Here is a 17,493-nt window from a genome sequence, read left to right as displayed (position 1 = left end):
GGACTGTCTTTACGTCACTCGTGGTCGTCTCCGTTTTGATCGCAGTGTGAGTCCATGATGATGTGCAGTGTGACTGCATGGCGATGTGCAGCATAAGCTTGTCGCTTTCGACGGCGTGACGCATGATCCAAAGTGTTTTTGTCTGGCGCCGCATGTTACCCGCTCGCGCTCAGGCAACGCGCGGCAACGCTCGCGCGTCTTCGCGTCGCGCGGCGTTCATGAACACACGGATGCCAGCCTCCACACGATCATTGCGCGGCTTCGGCGGCTACATACGCGGCTACACTGCGCGGCTACACCGCACGACCACTGCACGACCACTGCACGACCACCGCAACGCCTTCTATGAATTCTCTGCGCATCTACAACACGCTCGCGCGTGACAAGCAATCTTTCGTGCCGCTTCGCGCAGGCGAGGTGCGCATGTATGTCTGCGGAATGACCGTGTACGACTATTGCCACGTCGGTCACGCGCGTGTGCTCGTCGTGTTCGATCTCGTGCAGCGCTGGCTGCGCACGCTCGGCTTCAAGGTCACGTATGTCCGCAATATCACCGATATCGACGACAAAATCATTCGTCGCGCCGTCGAGAACGGCGAGACGATCAAGGCGCTGACGCAGCGGTTTATCGACGCACTTCACGAAGACGCCGACGCGCTCGGCGTCGCGCGCCCGGACCTGGAGCCGCGCGCGACCGAGTTCGTGCCGCAGATGCTCGGCATGATCGACATGCTGGCGGCGAACGGCTACGCCTATCAGGCGCGCGACGGCGACGTGAACTACGCCGTGCGCAAGTTCAGCGGCTACGGCAAGCTCTCGGGCAAGTCGATCGAAGACTTGCGCGCGGGCGAGCGGGTCGCCGCCAACGACGCGAAGGAAGATCCGCTCGACTTCGTGTTGTGGAAACAGTCGAAAGAGGGCGAGCCCGCCGATACCGGCTGGGACTCGAAGTGGGGCCGAGGGCGGCCGGGCTGGCATATCGAATGTTCGGCGATGGGCTGCACGCTGCTCGGCGACACCTTCGATATCCACGGCGGCGGTCAGGATCTGCAATTCCCGCACCACGAGAACGAGATCGCGCAAAGCGAGGCTGCGACCGGCGTGCAGTTCGTGAACTACTGGATGCACAATGGCTACGTGCAGATCGATAACGAAAAGATGTCGAAGTCACTCGGCAACTTTTTCACGATCCGCGAAGTGCTTGAAAAATTCGATGCCGAAGTGGTCCGTTTCTTTATTGCGCGCGCACACTATCGGTCGCCGCTGAATTACAGCGACGTGCACATCGACGACGCACGCGGCGCTTTAACGCGCTTGTACACGGCGCTGAAGGAAGTGGCTATCGGCGTGGAAGACGACACGACGCCGCTCGACTGGAACGAAGCGCACGCCGCGCGGTTTCAGGCGGCGATGAACGACGACTTCAACACGCCGGTCGCGATCGCCGTGCTGTTCGATCTCGCGAGCGAGGTGAATCGCACGCGCGATCCGGTGCTTGCGCGTCAGTTGAAACGGCTGGGCGGGCTGCTCGGACTGTTGCAGCGCGAGCCGCGAGTATTTCTCCAGCAGGCGACGGGCACGGCCGATGAAGGCGCGCTCTCGCCGGCGGATATCGAAGCAAAGATCGCTGCTCGCGTTAGCGCGAAGCAGTCAAGAAACTATGCCGAAGCAGACCGTATTCGGGCTGAGTTGCTCGAAGCTGGGATTGCTCTTGAAGACAAACCGGGCGGGTCGACCGAGTGGCGCCGCGTATGAGCGTAGCACTCGTCCTTTAATCGACTCGTCAGGCAGGAGGCAGGATGGCAACGGCCAGGAAGACGCCGGCTAAACGAGCCGCGTCCGCAGGAAACGTCACGCCCGCTCTCAAGCGCGCGCGGCGCGCTACGCTCAAAAACGGCGCGGCGGAGGAAGCACCGCGCACGGCTGCGTCGAAGAAGACCGCAGTCCGGCGCGCCAACGGTGTCGACCACGCGAATGGTGCAAGCGGCGCTTCGGCACGTGTACGCAAGTCGGCAACGGTGGCGGGCGGGGCGGCGGCGAAGCCCGCCGCATCGCGCAAGAAGGCGAACGGTGCGGCCGACGCGGGCGCCGTGCAGGCGCTCGTGCGCGATCCGCTGCACGAAGGCGAGATCGTCCGCAAGACGCGCGCGGTCACGGTGGATGCCGCCGTGCCGGTGCAGATCGGCGGGCTGACACCTGAAGTCACGCGGCCGGCGTATTGGGACCGTGCGTGCGCGGATCTCGTGAAGCGCGACCGAATTCTGAAGAAACTGATCCCGAAGTTTGGGCCTGTGCACCTGATCAATCGCGACGATCCGTTCACGACGCTTGCGCGTTCGGTCGTCGGCCAGCAGATTTCGGTGCGGGCCGCGCAAGCCATTTGGGAGCGCGTGGAGACGGCTTGTCCGAAACTCGCGCCGCAGCAGTTCATCCGGCTCGGGCACGAAAAATTGCAGGCGTGCGGGTTGTCGAAGCGCAAATCCGAATACATTCTGGACGTCGCGCAGCACTTCGTGTCGGGCGCGCTGCACGTCGATAAATGGACATCGATGGAAGACGAGGCGGTGATCGGCGAATTGACGCAGATTCGCGGCATCGGCCGCTGGACGGCGGAAATGTTCCTGATCTTCAACCTGTCGCGGCCGAACGTACTGCCGCTCGACGACCTCGGCCTGATCCAGGCAATCAGCGTGAATTACTTTAGCGGCGAACCGGTCACGCGCAGCGAAGCGCGGGAAGTCGCCGCGAACTGGGAGCCGTGGCGAACGGTCGCGACGTGGTATATGTGGCGCAGCCTGGACCCGGTTCCGGCCGACCATTGAATAAGCACTGAGTAAGCATTGAATAAGCACGGAGCATGCGGCGCGGGGCACTCGCCGGATCTTCCGGTACTGAACAGACGAATTAAATCCGGGGTTTGCGGCGTTATCTTATAATTGCTGGTTACGACCCGGGTTTGTTAGGGACCGAGCGCGGTTAGAATACGCGCTGCCCGATTCTAGGATTCGAACAAATGAAGACCACGTTTCTGGATTTCGAACAGCCCATCGCTGAACTCGAAGCGAAGATTGAAGAATTGCGCTTCGTTCAGGATGATTCCGCTGTCGATATTTCGGAAGAGATCGAGCGGCTTTCCAAGAAAAGCCAGCAACTCACGAAAGACCTCTACGCGAACCTGACGCCCTGGCAGGTTTCGCAGATCGCGCGCCATCCGCAGCGTCCTTACACGCTCGACTACGTGAACGAACTGTTCACGGATTTCCACGAGCTTCACGGCGACCGTTCCTACGCGGACGACCTCGCCATCGTCGGCGGTCTTGCGCGGTTCAACGGGCAGCCGTGCATGGTGATCGGCCAGCAGAAAGGGCGCGACACCAAGGAACGCGCGCTGCGCAATTTCGGCATGCCGCGTCCGGAGGGGTATCGGAAGGCCGAGCGCCTGATGCGTCTCGCGGAAAAGTTCGGCTTGCCGCTCTTCACGTTCATCGACACGCCGGGCGCGTATCCGGGCATCGGCGCGGAAGAGCGCGGGCAGTCGGAAGCGATCGGCCACAACCTGTACGTGATGGCCGAGCTGAAGACGCCGATCATCGCGACGGTGATCGGCGAGGGCGGCTCCGGCGGCGCGCTGGCAATCGCGGTGGCCGACACGGTCATGATGCTGCAATTCTCGACGTATTCCGTGATCTCGCCCGAAGGCTGCGCGTCGATTCTGTGGAAGAGCGCCGCGAAGGCGCCGGAAGCGGCCGAAGCGCTGGGTTTGACGGCGCATCGTCTGAAGGCGCTTGGTTTGATCGACAAGATCGTGAACGAGCCGCTCGGCGGCGCGCATCGCGATCCGAAAGGCATGGCCGCGATGCTGCGCCGTGCGCTCGCCGATTCGCTGCGCCAGTTCCACGGCATGAGCGCGCAGGATGTGCGCCAGCGCCGTTTCGACAAGCTGATGGCCTACGGCAAGTTCAAGGAAACGCTGCCCGGCGCTTAAGGTCGGCAGACTCGGTCGGCACGCTCTCATCGCAGTTTCCAACGGGCTTTCGTGAACGCCGAAATCGACACTCCCGCCAGCCGCCTCGTCTACGGGGCGGTGCGCGTGGCGCTCGGCGAAGACGACTCGCAGCGCCCGGATCGATCCAACTCCGCAGTATTCGCAGTCGCGTTGAGCGGCGGTCTCGATTCGACCGTGCTGCTCGACGCCGCCGTGCATTGCGCGGGCGCGCAACGCGTCGTCGCGCTGCACGTTCATCATGGATTAAGCCCGAACGCCGATGCCTGGGCGTCGCATTGCGAGGCGTTCGCGCGTTCGCTCGGCGTGCGGTTCGCCGAACGTCGCGTCGATATCGAGCGTGAGGGCGGCGAGAGTCTTGAGGCGTTGGCGCGCGAGGCGCGTTATCGCGCGCTCGATGCGCTCGGTGCCGAGTTCGGCGCGCGGTCGCTCTGGCTCGCGCATCACGCCGACGATCAGGCCGAAACCGTCTTGCTGCAACTCTTGCGCGGCGCGGGCGTGGCCGGTCTCGCCGCGATGGCGCCGGCGAGCACGGGCGGCGCCGTGGTGCCGCGCGTGCGGCCGCTGTTGCATCTGCTGCGCGCGCAGCTCGAACGTTACGCGCACGAGCGCGATCTGCGCTGGATCGACGATGAATCCAATCTCGACACGCGCTATGCCCGCAACGCGCTGCGTCACGATGTCCTGCCGGCGCTCGCCGTGCATTTCCCCGGTTTTCGCGATGCATTTTCGCGCACCGCGTCGCACGCGGCGTCGGCGCAACGTCTGCTCGACGATCTCGCGCGCATCGATTTCGCAAACGCAACGCAAGGCGTGTCGCGCGACGACGAACACGCCATCGCGCTTTCCACGCTGCTCACCCTCGACGACGACCGCGCGCTCAACCTCCTGCGTTACTGGATGCGCTCGCGCGGGCTTCCGGCGGCGTCGACGGCGCGGATCGGCGATGTGCTGCGCCAGTTGCGCGACGCCGGACGCGGCGAGAACGGCCACGCGCTGCGCATCGATCACGCCGGGCATTGCCTGCGCGTGTATCGCGACGCCGTGTTCTGGGAGAAGGGCGACAGCGCCGACGCCGCCGATCTCGACGAAGGCGCGGCCCAACCGCGCATGGCAAGCGAGCTGCATTGGCGCGGCGAATCCGTGTGGCGTCTGCCGCAATGGCGCGGCACGCTGGTGTTCGAAGCGGCATCCGCCGACGACCACGACGCCATTGCCGAGAGCGTCTTGCGCGCCGCGCCGTTGTCGGCGCGTTCGCGCGCGGGCGGCGAGCGCATGCGCGTCACGGCGGACGCGCCCGCGCGCACGCTCAAGAACCTGTTTCAGGAGCGCGGCGTGCCGGCGTGGAAGCGCGATGTGCCGCTCGTGTTCGTCGGCGAGACGCTGTTGTTCGTCGCGCTGATCGGCGTGAACCGGGCGGTCGCGACGCTCGCCGCCGATTCATCCGGTCCTCGCTGGCGGCTCGTCTGGCAACCCGATCTGACGATCGCATAATATCGCCGCCGCAGCCGGTAAAAGGGGCGCGTAGAGCGATGCGCGGAAGTGGTGAAATCGGCAGAAAACGGGCCCGAGTCTTGTAATTTGAGCCCTAATCGGGTACGTTTACCCGTTTGTTCGCCTCGTGTTTTGTGCAGCAATTTGGACCGGTTGGCTCAAAAGTGGGCCCCAAAGCCCGGTCCAGAAAACCCAGTTCAAAAGACCCGGTTTTACGCCGCCAGAATGCGTATTTCGCGAGCAGACGCGCGCCCAAGCGGCATCTGCGCCCAGTCGCCGATCTACGCCACCCACAAGTCGTCGATTCGCCGACGCCAGCAGCGCGCCAGCGCGGTTTCCCCTCCAGTTCAAAACGACAATGGCACTCATCGTACATAAATACGGCGGCACTTCGATGGGCTCCGTCGAGCGCATCAAGAACGTCGCCAAGCGCGTCGCGAAATGGCACAAGGCCGGCCACAAACTCGTGGTCGTCCCGTCGGCGATGTCCGGCGAAACGAACCGCCTGCTCGGCCTCGCGAAAGAAATCACACCCCAGCCCGACCCGCGCGAGCTCGACATGATCGCGTCCACGGGCGAGCAGGTCAGCGTCGGCTTGCTCGCCATCGCGCTGCACGCCGAAGGGCTCGAAGCCGTCAGCTACGCCGGCTGGCAAGTGCCGATCAAAACCGATAGCGCATTCACGAAAGCGCGCATCAGCGACATCGACGGCACGCGCGTGCTCGCCGATCTCGACGCGGGCAAGGTGGTCGTGATCACCGGCTTCCAGGGCGTCGATCCCGACGGCCACATCGCGACGCTCGGCCGCGGCGGCTCGGATACATCGGCGGTGGCGATCGCCGCGGCGCTGAAAGCCGACGAATGCCTGATCTATACGGATGTCGACGGCGTCTATACGACCGACCCGCGCGTGGTGGAAGAAGCGCGCCGGCTCGACCGCGTGACGTTCGAGGAAATGCTGGAAATGGCGAGCCTCGGATCGAAGGTGCTGCAGATCCGTTCGGTGGAATTCGCCGGCAAATATCAGGTGAAGACGCGTGTGCTTTCGAGCCTGACCGACCCGCTGATCCCGCTTGAAGGCGAGATGCGCTCGGGCACCCTGATCACTTTTGAAGAAGACGAGACTATGGAAAAAGCAGTCATTTCGGGCATCGCGTTCCAGCGCGACGAAGCGCGTATCGCCGTCATGGGCGTGCCCGACAAGCCGGGTATCGCGTATCAGATTCTGGGGCCGGTCGCCGATGCGAACATCGACATCGACATGATCATCCAGAACCAGAGCGTGGCCGGCAAGACCGACTTCACGTTCACGGTCGGCCGTGGCGATTACGCGCATGCCATGGAGATTCTCAACGGCCAGGTGAAGGATCACGTGAAGGCCGAGCAGGTGCTGGGCGACCCGAAGGTGTCGAAGGTTTCGGTGGTCGGCGTGGGCATGCGTTCGCACGTGGGTATCGCGAGCACGATGTTCCGCACGCTGTCGGAAGAGGGCATCAACATCCAGATGATCTCGACGTCCGAGATCAAGATCTCGGTACTGATCGACGAGAAGTACACCGAGCTTGCCGTGCGCGCGCTGCACAAGGCGTTCGAACTCGATCGCGCCTGATTTGGCTGGACGTGTTTGACGCGATTGCGGCGGCTTGAGGGCCATCGTATTTCGTGAGTGGCGTTCGATGTTCGGGCTATGTCATTTGATGACAAAAAATTCGTCTATGAAATTGACCGGGCCCTTCGAACCCGCTATTATCTTGGCTTCGTCGCGCTGACTCCCTGCGCGACCGAAAGTTTGGGAGACGTGGCCGAGAGGTCGAAGGCACTCCCCTGCTAAGGGAGCATCTGGGCCAAAACCTGGATCGAGGGTTCGAATCCCTCCGTCTCCGCCAGTGATGGTGGAGAAAACCCCGTAGAGTCTAGGCTCTGCGGGGTTTTTGTTTTTGGGTTCGTGAAATCACTCGTTTTCGGTTTCAACCTCACTCTCCGCGCTGCCTCGATCCGCCACCCCACGCGCCGGCCGCCGCACGGTTCTAATCTTCCCGCTGTTTCCGCCTCCGCAGAAGAACTGCTCGGCGCCATCGGATTCCAGTCCCGATACGCCCACGCCCTCCGGCATATCTAGACTTTCAAGAACTTCACCAGTCTCGACATCGATCCGTCTCAACTCGCTCGCGTCGTTTTCCCAGGTGCCGTGCCAGAGTTCGCCATCGAGCCACGTGACGCCGGTGACGAACCGATTCGACTTGATCGTGCGCAGGATCGCGCCCGTCTCCGGGTCGATTTGCACGATCTTCCGGTCGCGATACTGTCCGACCCACAGCGTGCCTTCGGCCCACGTCAGGCCGGAATCGCCGCCGCCGGGCGCGGGGATCGTCGCGAGCACGCGGCCCGTTTTCGGATCGATTTTCTGGATGCGGCTTCCCGCGATCTGGAAAAGATGCTCGCCGTCGAAGGCCGTGCCCGCGTCGGCGGTGACATCGATCGAGCGCAGCGTAGTGCCGCTCGCCGGGTCGAGCGCGTTGATCTTTTCGCCGGACGCGAACCAGACATGCTCGCCGTCGAACGTGACGCCGGCGACGCTTGTCACGCCCGGAAACGGTCCGTACTCGCGGACGATATCGGCTGCTGATTTTTTCATGGCTTCATCCTAGTCGCTCGCGAACGGGGCGGGAAGTAACAAGGCCGTCGTGAATCCCGGCGCGGACGGCGTCGTCCAGCGGCGCGCCCGGCCGCCGCCGAACGACTGCACACGGCCGGCGGCTGCGAGTGCGTCGAGCGCGCGCTGCACGGTGCGCTGGCTCGCGCCGAGCGCCACCGCGACGGCGGAACTCGACCACGCTTCGCCGCCCGCCAGCAGCGCGAGCACGGCGGCGTGTTTTTCCTCGACGGGCCGCGCGAGCACGACCACGTCGCGCGCGCGGTGCGGCACGAGTTGAAAGCCGCGCGGGGTCGCGTTCACGTCGGCGAACGCGCGAAGCATCGTGCGAAGCCGGCCGATTTCGACACGCAAGCGTGCGCGATGCGATTCGTCGATGAGCCGCGTGCCGAACGCCCGCGCGAATAGCGTGTCTCTCGGCACGTCTTCCGGCCAGGCTTCGCCGAGCGCGCGTGCGAGCGCGAAAAGGACGGGGCGCGTGGCGAGCGCCACGACGGCGTGGGTGTCGCGCACGGAGTAACGGCACGCATCGACGACAAGCGCGTTCGATGCAAAAAGCGCCTCCACTTCATCGAGCAGGATGAGCCGCGCTTCGCCCCGCACGATCAGCCGCGCGGCGGGCGCGTCCAGCAGAAGCGCGGCGCTTTCGACTTCGGCCATCAACGCAGGGATGCCGGCGAGCCGCGCCGCGTTCGCCGAACGTGTCAGCGCGGCGCGGGCGCGGCGGGCCTGTACGCGGCGGATCGCGATGCCCGCGACGGCCAGTTCGTGAATCGCTCGGGACAAAGGCGGCACGCGCGCTGGATCGAGTGGATGAAGTAGGCGCTCGGCTTCGTCGAGATGTCCTATCAGGAGAAGCCGGCGGATCGCGAGATAGCGTGCGTGGGCGGCGTTTATGCGGTCGCCGTGGGCGTCGAGGGTGGCGCGCGCGGCGTCGAGCGCGGTCTCCAGCGAATGCGTGGACCAGTTCAAATCGCGCGAAGCGAGCGCGATCTCGGCCTCGGCGACGACGCACCGCGCGCGCGCCACGGCCGCGTGCGGACCGAACGCGCGCGCCGCGCTGCGCACGAGCGCCTTCGCGCGAACGAGATCGCCGAGCTGCGCCATCGCGATGCCGCGCAGCGCGAGGGCCGGTGCGTCGTCGCGCAACGCTACGCGGTCGAGTGCGCCGAGCGGATCGCCCGCGGCGAGCGCTCGCGCGGCGGCGGCGATCAGCGAGTCCATGGTCTCATCGAATCCCGCCACACTTGTCACTCCCGGCATCGGTGTCCCAAGACTAATCTATCACGACCCACCAACCAACCAACCAACCAACCAACCAACCAACCAACCAACCAACCAACCAACCAACCAACCACCCGCCGGCCGCGCCGGGCCGAAGGTCCGCGCGGCGACGGCAATCCGAAGGAGGCAGGCATGACGACGCAACACACGACTGGCACGCGTGACGAATGGCTGGCGGCGCGGCTCGAATTACTGGAAGCCGAGAAGGCGCTGACGCGGCGTAGCGACGAAGTGGCGCGGCAGCGTCAGGCGCTGCCGTGGGTGCGGGTCGACAAGACGTATCGGTTCGATACGGATTCCGGCAGCGCGTCGCTCGCGGATCTGTTCGGCGGGCGCTCGCAGCTTCTTGTCTATCACTTCATGTTCGGGCCGGACTATACGGCGGGATGCCCGTCGTGCTCGGCGATCGCCGATGGCTTCGATGGCTTTGCGGTGCATCTGGCGCATCACGATGTCGCGTTGCTGGCGGTGTCGCGCGCGCCGCTCGCGAAATTGCAGACATATAAGGCGCGGATGGGCTGGACGTTTCCGTGGGCGTCGTCGGCGAGCGGCGAATTCAACTTCGACTTCAACGTGTCCTTCACGGAGACGCAGCAGCGCGAAGGCGGGATCGAATATAACTACGAGCGCGGCGGCCATGCGATGGACGCGGCCGAGGTGCCGGAGCCGGTCGTCCGGATGGCGGCCACCTGCGGCACCGATGCGCCCACGTACACGCGCGACCGGCCTGGAGTGAGCGCATTCGTGATCGAGGACGGCGTGATCTATCACACGTATTCGACCTACGCGCGCGGCGTCGATGGTCTGTGGGGCATGTATCAGTGGCTCGACCGCGCGCCGAAGGGGCGCAACGAAACGGGCATCTGGTGGCGTCGCCATGACGAATACGTAAGTCACCCACGCTGATGCGTCGTGACCGGTCGCTATCCCGCGTTCTGGTTCGCCTGCGTCGCCGCGACGGTGTTTGTCGTGAGCGTCGCGGTGACGATCTTCCACTGTGTCTCGATGACTGCGATGGGCGAGATGCCGATGTCCGGCGGCTGGTCGATGTCGATGACCTGGATGCGTATGTGCGGCCAGAGCTGGGGCGGCGTCGCAGCGTCGTTCCTCGGCATGTGGGTAGCGATGACGGCGGCGATGATGCTGCCCTCGCTCGCGCCGTCACTCTGGCAGTACGGCGAGCGTGTAAGCCGAAGGGTCCGGCTCCTGGCGCTTGCGAGCGCGGGCTACTTCGCGGTGTGGATCGCGGCTGGCATCGGCGTATTCGCGCTCGGCGCGGCGCTGGCGGCGCTCGCGATGCAATGGCCCGCGTTTGCGCGCGCCGTCCCGGGCGCGCGCGGTATCGTGGTCGTGATGGCCGGCGCTTTTCAGTGCAGCGCTTGGAAGGCGCGTCATCTGGCATGCTGCCGCCAGTCGTCATGGCCCGGCGATGCAGCCGCCGCCTGGCGAGCGGGTCTCCACCTCGGTCTCCATTGCAACTACTGCTGCGCGGGCCTGACGTCGATCCTCGTCGCCGTCGGCATCATGGATCTGCGGGCGATGGTGCTTATTACAGCGGCGATCACCGCAGAACGTCTCGCGCCCGATGGAGTGCGGATCGCGCGGGTGACCGGTATGGTCGCCGTGGTCGTGGGATGCGTGCTGATCGCGCAGGCGTCGTGACGCAATATCAACCGCGCGCGGGCGGCTGCGGATTGTTCGCGGGATTCGTGTCGATCTTGACCACGTTCTCGATTCCGTCGCGGCCGACGAGCGCGGCGAGTTCCGTCCGCAATGCTTCGGCGATATCCCCGGCGTAAATCTCCTCGCCATCGACATACACCGTGAACGACTGCAGATACTTCGCCTTTTTCGCGGGGTTTTCAATGGTTTGCCGCGTCCATTCGTAAAGCGGATAGTTATCCGGATCGAATTGCTCGGCTTCGTTTACGTAGTCTGCGAATGCGTCGAACTGGCACTTCACGGTCGCGTCGTGACGTTGCAGAACATCGTGAAGCGCGGCGTGCGAGGCGATACCGGCGTCGCCTCGCAGACGCGCGGAAAGTTCGGCCGAAACCGACATCCTGACCTGATACAGCCATGCTTCACTCATGTTTTGCTCCGTTCGGTTCGCACGATCAATCGCCTCGCCCGAGAGACTAGCGCAGTACGGGTTCTCGCCATCTTCCTCCGACACGCGATCCGGCGCTCGACCACCTCGCCGATGCCGTCACGCTGCATTACAAAGCCGATGCCGATCTAAATGTCGCTGTCCGCTGGCCGGAAGTCGAACGTGCGCATCGGCGCGAGGGAAAACGTTCGGGAAAACACGCGGCGAAGCATGAGTTGCCGCCGCTGAATGGAGGTTGATCGAAGGCGCGATTAGTGCGCCGGTTTCCGGCAACAAGGATCGCCCTTCGCGCACTGCGGAATATCGCAGATTGCATGCGGCGCTTTCAGCAGAGGCGGCGCTTTCGGAGCGGGCGTGGCGGCCATCGTTTTCGGTGTGATGGCTTTTTGCACTTCGCGGCGGGGGTTCATAACCGGTTCCGCAGCCTCGTGATTTGCACGCTGCACGCTCGCGGCCGGCGCTGGGCTTTTCGCTTTCGGCACCGTTTTCGCGATCCCCGCCGACGTGCCGGAAATCCACTCCTCGACATATTTCGCGTGCGCCGTGCCTGCCAGAAGCAAGCACGCGACGACGCCCCACATCACGATCCGCGGATGCTCGTCCAGTTTCACTGCTTCAGTTTCCTCGGGGCTTACGTGTAGTTGAAATAGCACGCCGATGCGCGCGGGTTGGACCCGTTGGCATCGGCATCGTATGGCCTGCCCGAACGCTTACTTGTTCGAGGCGATCCGTTCCTCGATATGCTTCGCCCGGGCCGGCGACGCCGGGTGCGAACTGAGCATGCTCGACTGGCCGCCATCGACCTTCGCAAGCTTGTTGAACGCGCTCACGAGGCCGGACGGATCGAGTCCCTTCTTCTTTTGCGCGTCGAAGGAATAATCGTCGGCGGCGGATTCCTGCGACTGCGAGAACTGCGCGTTGATCAGCTTCTCCGAGAAATCGCCGAGCTGCGACGCCGACAGGCTCGCGACCGCGCCGCCGGATGCCGACGCCGCCGAGCGCGCCGCCGATGCCGCGTAGGCCACCTGCATCGACTTTTTCGTGTGCCCGAGCGCGACGTGGCCCATCTCATGGCCGACGACGCCGCGCACTTCGTCGTCGGTCATCAGGTCCATCAGGCCGCTGTAGACGCGCACGCAGCCGTTCGCCATCGCCCAGGCGTTGACGTCCTTCGTGACGTAGACCTTGTAGTTGACCGGCACGCCGTTGATGTTGTTGCCGAGCTGCGCCGCGATCTTGTTGAGGCGCTTGGTGTAGGGGCTGTTCGCGGCGGCGATCTTGTTCTCGCCGTCCAGTTGCACGCAGGATTTATCGGAGAGCGTGCGCACGTCGGTGTCCGACAGCGTGACGGCCTTGAGCGCGGACCCGCCGGACTGGATCAGCGCGGACGGGTCCATGCTGGACACGCCCGCGCAGGCGGCGAGTGCGCAAGAGAGGGACGTAAGGGACGTGAGGAGAAAGAAGCGATGCAGTTTCAAAGGGAATTTCCTTCTTATGAGTTTTATGGGTGTTCTTCGGCGCGATGCCGCGTCGGCGTTGCCGCTCCGGCGAATGCCGCTCCGGCGAATGCCGCTCCGGCGAATGCCGCTTCGGCGAATGCCGCTCCGGCGAATGCCGCTCCGGCGAATGCCGCTCCGGCGAATGCCGCTTCGGCGAATGCCGCTCCGGCGAATGCCGCGCGAACAAGCTCGATAGGCTAACGACCTGAATTTCGGCGTCTAACCGATAAATCCTAAAAAAGGAAACGAGGGCGACGCGCGCTGGCGTTCTGCGCGCTAGGCGCCGCTGTGGAGTGTTCAGCGGGAAAGGGTGACGATTCGACGCGGCGCGCGATGGCGGATTCACATGCGGATAACCGTCGACGGATGCGGAAAATGCTTACGAACCGTAATTATTAATAATAGTAATACGAGGTTACCAACTTGAAACACCTCGCCCGAAGCCATCCGCTATATTCGCCTTCATACAAATAAACAACCCGTTGAGGTGTGTTTCAAATGAACAAAATTTCGAAGAAATCGATGTGGGCGGGCGCGCTGGGCGCGGTGGCAGTCGGGGCCTTTTGTCTGTCGAGCGGTGCAATGGCGCAAGTGCGGATTGGCGTGAACATCGGGGTTCCCGCGCCGGTTTATGTCGCACCCGCGCCGGTGTACGCACCGCCGCCGCCGCCCGTGGTCTACGCGCCGCCGCCTCCGCCCGCTTATGCCTACGCGCCGCCGCCGGTGATCGTGGTCGGCTGGCATGGCGACCGTTATTACGATGGCCGTCGCTACTGGGATCGCGATGACTGGAATCGCCATCACGGCCACGATGACCACCACGACGATCATCACGATCACGGTCATCACAACGGCTGGCATTGAACGCGAACGCGCGTTTGCCGCTCCGCCAATAAAAAAGGCCATCCATTCATTCGGATGGCCTTTTTCAATTTGCGTAGTGAAGACGCTTTGTTATGACGTTATCATGCCGCAATGTAACAAAAGGTAAGCTTTCTCCAGACATTACGTCGAACCGAAAAACAACTTACAAAGTTGAAATGGGGAATTGAAAGCGGTCCGTTATATTGGCTTCAACAACAACCGAATTACGAGGTGCGCTTTACATGAACAGCAATTCGATGGGCCGGCTTCTGATGATGGCAGCGGCAGTGGGCGCGCTGGCGAGCGCGAATGTCGCGCACGCGCAGGTGCATATCGGCGTGAATGTCGGCATTCCCGTGCCCGTGTATGTCGCGCCGCCGCCGGTGTACGCGCCGCCGCCGCCGCCGGTGATCTACCAGCCCCAGCCTTATTACGCGCGTCCGCCGGTCGTGATCGGCTGGTATGGCAACCGCTATTACGATGGCCGCCGCTACTGGGATCGCGACGAATGGTATCGGCGTCATGGCCGCGGACCGGACCGTCACTACGACCACGGTTACAACCACGGCCACGGTGGATATCACCGTTAAAACGCGGTCTTTGCACTGCTATTGAACCGCTTCCAGACGGCGCATGAAAACAAAAAAGCCGTCCATTCTGCGAATGGACGGCTTTTTCAATGCAAAACGCGCGGCCGGCGATTATTCGCTGATGGCCGCCATTCCGCCGACCACGGCGTTAAAGCCGCTGTCCACGTGGATGATCTCGGCGCTCACGCCGCCCGCCAGATCCGACAGCAGGAACGCGGCGACGTTGCCGACCTGATCGATCGTGACATTGCGCTTGAGCGGCGCGTTGTTCTCGACGAACTCCAGAATCTTTCCGAATCCCTTGATGCCGCTCGCGGCCAGCGTCTTGATCGGACCGGCCGAAATGCCGTTCACGCGCACGCCCTTCGAACCGAGCGATGCCGCCAGATACCGCACGCTGGCTTCGAGCGAAGCCTTGGCGAGACCCATCGTGTTGTAGTTCGGGATCGCGCGCTCCGCGCCGAGGTAGCTCAGGGTGAGGAGCGATGCGTCGGCGGCGAGCATCGGCTGGGCGGCCTTGGCGAGCGCCGGGAAGCTGTACGCCGAGATATCGTGCGCGATGCGGAAGTTCTCGCGCGTCATGCCGTCGAGAAAATCGCCGGCGATAGCTTCGCGCGGCGCGAAACCGATCGAATGGACCAGGCCGTCGAGCGAATCCCAGCGTTCTTTCAGCGAGGCGAAGAGGGCGTCGATCTGCGCGTCGTCGGCGACGTCGCACGGGAACACGAGATCGCTCTCGAATTCGGTCGCGAATTCGGTGATGCGGTCCTTGAAGCGCTCGCCCACGTAGGTGAAGGCGAGTTCCGCGCCTTCGCGCTTGCAGGCCTGCGCGATGCCATAGGCGATCGAACGGTTCGACAGCAAGCCCGTCAGCAAAATTCGTTTTCCAGCGAGAAAGCCCATGAATGCTCCTTGTGAAGTCAGTGTCGCGCGCTCGTCCGTGCCGAGCGGCGGGTGTCCTGTACCGTGCGTCGTACGCGGGACATGCGCAGAAGTGCTTCGTGCGTCGTTGTCGCCGACCGGATCCGCGCGGGATTTTGGGTAGAATTCTCTCACATTGCAACTGCCGCACGAGCGCGGGCGCGGCGGATGCTCCATCGGACGATTCTCAATTTTTCCAAAGACGACTATGACGATTGGCGCGCGACGATCCTGTGCCGTTCTGCTCGGAAGCATTCTGATAGGCACGGCCGGTCTCGCGATGTCCGGCCACGCGCAGGCGGTCTACGCGATCGCCCAGTATGGCGAGCCGAAATATCCGCCCGGTTTCGAACACTTCGACTACGTGAATCCCGACGCCCCGCGCGGCGGCACGCTGGTCCTCGCCAATCCGAGCCGCCTGACGAGTTTCGACAAGTTCAACCCGTTCACCATGCGCGGTAATGCCGCGCCCGGCCTCGGATTCCTGTTCGAGAGCCTGACCACCGGCAGTCTCGACGAGGTGGCGAGCGCCTACGGCCTGCTCGCCGACGATATCCGCGTGGCCGACGACGGCCTGTCCACCACGTTCCACCTGAACCCGCTCGCGCGCTTTTCCAATGGCGATCCGGTGACGGCCGCCGATGTCAAATATTCCTTCGATACGCTCAAAAGCCCGCAAGCCGCGCCGCAGTTTTCGGTCTACTACGGGCAGATCGCGCGCGTGGTGATCGTCGATCCGCAGACGGTGCGCTTCGAGTTCAAGGCGCGCACGCGGGAAATGCCCTTGCTCGCGGGCGGCATGCCGGTGTTTTCGCGCAAGTGGGGCATGAAGCCGGACGGCACGCACATTCCGTTCGACCGGCTCGCGTTCGAACAGCCGATCGGCAGCGGTCCGTATTTAATCGATCGTTACGATAACGGCCGCACCATCACGTACCGGCGCAATCCCGCGTACTGGGGCGCTCGGCTGCCGGTGCGCATCGGCACCAATAATTTCGAGCGCGTTTCGTACAAGCTCTATTCGGACGGCGTCGCGCGGCTCGAAGCGTTCAAGGCGGGCGAGTACGACGTATTGGTCGAGAACGTCGCGCGCAACTGGGTGCGCCGCGATATCGGCAAGCGTTTCGACAGCGGCGAGCTCATCAAGCGTGAATTCCCGCATCACAACGGCAGCGGCATGCAGGGCTTCATGCTGAACCAGCGCCGTCCGATTTTTCAGGACGTGCGCGTGCGCCGCGCGCTCGATCTTGCGTTCGACTTCGAATGGCTCAACCGGCAACTGTTCTTCAACCAGTACAAGCGCACGGACAGTTTCTTCGTCAACACGGACCTGCAGGCGAAAGGGCGGCCATCGGCGGGCGAACTGGCGATCCTCGATCCGCTGCGCACGCAGCTCGACCCCGCCGTGTTCGGCGAGATGCCGCAGCAGCCGGTGACGAGCCCGCCGCATTCGCTGCGCGCGAATTTGATCGAAGCGCGCGAACTGCTGGCGCAAGCGGGCTGGACGTATCGCGACGGCGCGCTGCGCAACGCGAAGGGCGAGCCGTTCGTGTTCGAAATTCTCGACGACTCCGGCGGCGCGACGTCGATGGAACCGATCATCGCGACCTTCACGCGCAATCTGCAGAAGCTCGGCATCGTCGCGAATTACCGGACGGTGGATTACGCGCTGATCCAGAAGCGGCTCGACGCGTTCGATTTCGACACCACCATCGTGCGCATGCCCGACGTGCAGATTCCGGGCACCGAAGAAGTGGCGCGTTTCGGCAGCAAATCCGCCGACGAACCCGGCTCCGACAATCTGCTGGGCGTGAAATCGCCGGCGGTGGACAGCATCCTGCAACAACTCGTGTCGGCGCAGACCCGCGAGCAGCTCGTCGATTCGACGCACGCGCTCGACCGGGTTTTGATGCACGGCTACTATGTGATCCCGCATTGGTACACGGCGTCGCATCGCGTCGCGTACCGGCGCACGCTGGGCTTTCCGGCGACCTTGCCGCTGTATTACACCGCCGAGGACTGGATCACGTCCGTCTGGTGGTTCAAGGCACCCTGACGCACCTACTTCGGACCCG

The 17,493-nt window shown here is 63.7% G+C and carries 16 protein-coding genes and 1 tRNA gene; 11 read left to right on the top strand and 6 right to left on the bottom strand.

The genetic code is table 11. From position 1 onward, the window contains the following. Positions 1–345: 345 nt before the first annotated feature. The 6 genes from cysS (at position 346) to AC3D25_RS09845 (ending at position 7,383) form a co-directional block, all read left to right on the top strand. Positions 346–1,755, top strand: a complete 1,410-nt coding sequence (gene cysS / locus AC3D25_RS09870) for a cysteine--tRNA ligase (RefSeq protein WP_488888224.1) — start codon at positions 346–348, stop codon at positions 1,753–1,755. A gap of 44 nt (positions 1,756–1,799) precedes the next feature. After that, the gene (locus tag AC3D25_RS09865) at positions 1,800–2,822 is read left to right on the top strand and encodes a DNA-3-methyladenine glycosylase family protein (protein ID WP_488888223.1); all 1,023 of its coding nucleotides are present in this window, start codon (positions 1,800–1,802) and stop codon (positions 2,820–2,822) included. A gap of 191 nt (positions 2,823–3,013) precedes the next feature. After that, on the top strand, positions 3,014–3,985 hold the full coding sequence (locus AC3D25_RS09860) for an acetyl-CoA carboxylase carboxyltransferase subunit alpha (protein WP_488888222.1): 972 nt from the start codon (positions 3,014–3,016) through the stop codon (positions 3,983–3,985). 51 nt (positions 3,986–4,036) lie between these two features. Further along, positions 4,037–5,497 (top strand): tRNA lysidine(34) synthetase TilS, encoded by a 1,461-nt coding sequence (gene tilS / locus AC3D25_RS09855; RefSeq protein WP_488888221.1) that lies wholly within the window; start codon positions 4,037–4,039, stop codon positions 5,495–5,497. Positions 5,498–5,855: 358 nt separating this feature from the next. Next, positions 5,856–7,106, top strand: a complete 1,251-nt coding sequence (locus AC3D25_RS09850; protein ID WP_488888220.1) for an aspartate kinase — start codon at positions 5,856–5,858, stop codon at positions 7,104–7,106. 183 nt (positions 7,107–7,289) lie between these two features. After that, positions 7,290–7,383 (top strand) — tRNA-Ser (locus tag AC3D25_RS09845). Positions 7,384–7,448: 65 nt separating this feature from the next. Here the strand turns inward: AC3D25_RS09845 and AC3D25_RS09840 are convergent. Next, positions 7,449–8,132, bottom strand: a complete 684-nt coding sequence (locus AC3D25_RS09840) for a Vgb family protein (RefSeq protein WP_488888219.1) — start codon at positions 8,130–8,132, stop codon at positions 7,449–7,451. Between the two features lie 9 nt (positions 8,133–8,141). Further along, the gene (locus AC3D25_RS09835) at positions 8,142–9,374 is read right to left on the bottom strand and encodes a helix-turn-helix domain-containing protein (protein ID WP_488888218.1); all 1,233 of its coding nucleotides are present in this window, start codon (positions 9,372–9,374) and stop codon (positions 8,142–8,144) included. A gap of 192 nt (positions 9,375–9,566) precedes the next feature. On the opposite strand from AC3D25_RS09835, the gene AC3D25_RS09830 reads away from it, so the two are divergent. Next, on the top strand, positions 9,567–10,340 hold the full coding sequence (locus AC3D25_RS09830) for a DUF899 domain-containing protein (protein WP_488888217.1): 774 nt from the start codon (positions 9,567–9,569) through the stop codon (positions 10,338–10,340). 6 nt (positions 10,341–10,346) lie between these two features. Further along, the gene (locus AC3D25_RS09825) at positions 10,347–11,096 is read left to right on the top strand and encodes a DUF2182 domain-containing protein (RefSeq protein ID WP_488888216.1); all 750 of its coding nucleotides are present in this window, start codon (positions 10,347–10,349) and stop codon (positions 11,094–11,096) included. Positions 11,097–11,103: 7 nt separating this feature from the next. Here AC3D25_RS09825 and AC3D25_RS09820 read toward each other — a convergent pair whose 3' ends face one another. From AC3D25_RS09820 to loiP, 3 genes are all read right to left on the bottom strand, one after another. Further along, positions 11,104–11,526, bottom strand: coding sequence for a hypothetical protein (locus AC3D25_RS09820; RefSeq protein WP_488888215.1), 423 nt, complete (start codon positions 11,524–11,526; stop codon positions 11,104–11,106). Positions 11,527–11,795: 269 nt separating this feature from the next. Continuing rightward, entirely contained in the window at positions 11,796–12,155 is a 360-nt protein-coding gene (locus tag AC3D25_RS09815; protein ID WP_488888214.1) for a hypothetical protein, read from the bottom strand. 99 nt (positions 12,156–12,254) lie between these two features. Further along, a complete protein-coding gene (gene loiP, locus AC3D25_RS09810; RefSeq protein ID WP_488889656.1) occupies positions 12,255–13,016 on the bottom strand; it encodes a metalloprotease LoiP in 762 nt (253 codons plus the stop codon). A gap of 525 nt (positions 13,017–13,541) precedes the next feature. On the opposite strand from loiP, the gene AC3D25_RS09805 reads away from it, so the two are divergent. Next, the gene (locus AC3D25_RS09805; protein WP_488888213.1) at positions 13,542–13,907 is read left to right on the top strand and encodes a hypothetical protein; all 366 of its coding nucleotides are present in this window, start codon (positions 13,542–13,544) and stop codon (positions 13,905–13,907) included. A 242-nt stretch (positions 13,908–14,149) separates the two neighbouring features. Beyond that, complete coding sequence (locus AC3D25_RS09800; protein ID WP_488888212.1) at positions 14,150–14,497, top strand: hypothetical protein; 348 nt, start codon at positions 14,150–14,152, stop codon at positions 14,495–14,497. Positions 14,498–14,608: 111 nt separating this feature from the next. Here AC3D25_RS09800 and fabI read toward each other — a convergent pair whose 3' ends face one another. Then, complete coding sequence (gene fabI, locus AC3D25_RS09795) at positions 14,609–15,400, bottom strand: enoyl-ACP reductase FabI (protein WP_488888211.1); 792 nt, start codon at positions 15,398–15,400, stop codon at positions 14,609–14,611. 298 nt (positions 15,401–15,698) lie between these two features. On the opposite strand from fabI, the gene AC3D25_RS09790 reads away from it, so the two are divergent. Further along, positions 15,699–17,474: an extracellular solute-binding protein gene (locus tag AC3D25_RS09790; RefSeq protein ID WP_488889655.1), complete on the top strand. Its 1,776-nt coding sequence runs from the start codon at positions 15,699–15,701 to the stop codon at positions 17,472–17,474. The last annotated feature ends 19 nt before the right edge of the window (positions 17,475–17,493 follow it).

It is taken from the genome of Caballeronia sp. SL1002, from assembly GCF_057814995.1.
This window is presented reverse-complemented; position numbering and strand designations above follow the sequence as displayed.

What these genes read in the sequence shown, in the direction of transcription:
- cysS (WP_488888224.1), top strand. Translation starts at nt 346, where the DNA reads ATGAATTCTCTGCGCATCTACAACACGCTCGCGCGTGACAAGCAATCT.
- AC3D25_RS09865 (WP_488888223.1), top strand. Translation starts at nt 1,800, where the DNA reads ATGGCAACGGCCAGGAAGACGCCGGCTAAACGAGCCGCGTCCGCAGGA.
- AC3D25_RS09860 (WP_488888222.1), top strand. Translation starts at nt 3,014, where the DNA reads ATGAAGACCACGTTTCTGGATTTCGAACAGCCCATCGCTGAACTCGAA.
- AC3D25_RS09850 (WP_488888220.1), top strand. Translation starts at nt 5,856, where the DNA reads ATGGCACTCATCGTACATAAATACGGCGGCACTTCGATGGGCTCCGTC.
- AC3D25_RS09840 (WP_488888219.1), bottom strand. Translation starts at nt 8,132, where the DNA reads ATGAAAAAATCAGCAGCCGATATCGTCCGCGAGTACGGACCGTTTCCG.
- AC3D25_RS09835 (WP_488888218.1), bottom strand. Translation starts at nt 9,374, where the DNA reads ATGGACTCGCTGATCGCCGCCGCCGCGCGAGCGCTCGCCGCGGGCGAT.
- AC3D25_RS09830 (WP_488888217.1), top strand. Translation starts at nt 9,567, where the DNA reads ATGACGACGCAACACACGACTGGCACGCGTGACGAATGGCTGGCGGCG.
- AC3D25_RS09820 (WP_488888215.1), bottom strand. Translation starts at nt 11,526, where the DNA reads ATGAGTGAAGCATGGCTGTATCAGGTCAGGATGTCGGTTTCGGCCGAA.
- AC3D25_RS09805 (WP_488888213.1), top strand. Translation starts at nt 13,542, where the DNA reads ATGAACAAAATTTCGAAGAAATCGATGTGGGCGGGCGCGCTGGGCGCG.
- AC3D25_RS09800 (WP_488888212.1), top strand. Translation starts at nt 14,150, where the DNA reads ATGAACAGCAATTCGATGGGCCGGCTTCTGATGATGGCAGCGGCAGTG.
- fabI (WP_488888211.1), bottom strand. Translation starts at nt 15,400, where the DNA reads ATGGGCTTTCTCGCTGGAAAACGAATTTTGCTGACGGGCTTGCTGTCG.
- AC3D25_RS09790 (WP_488889655.1), top strand. Translation starts at nt 15,699, where the DNA reads ATGTCCGGCCACGCGCAGGCGGTCTACGCGATCGCCCAGTATGGCGAG.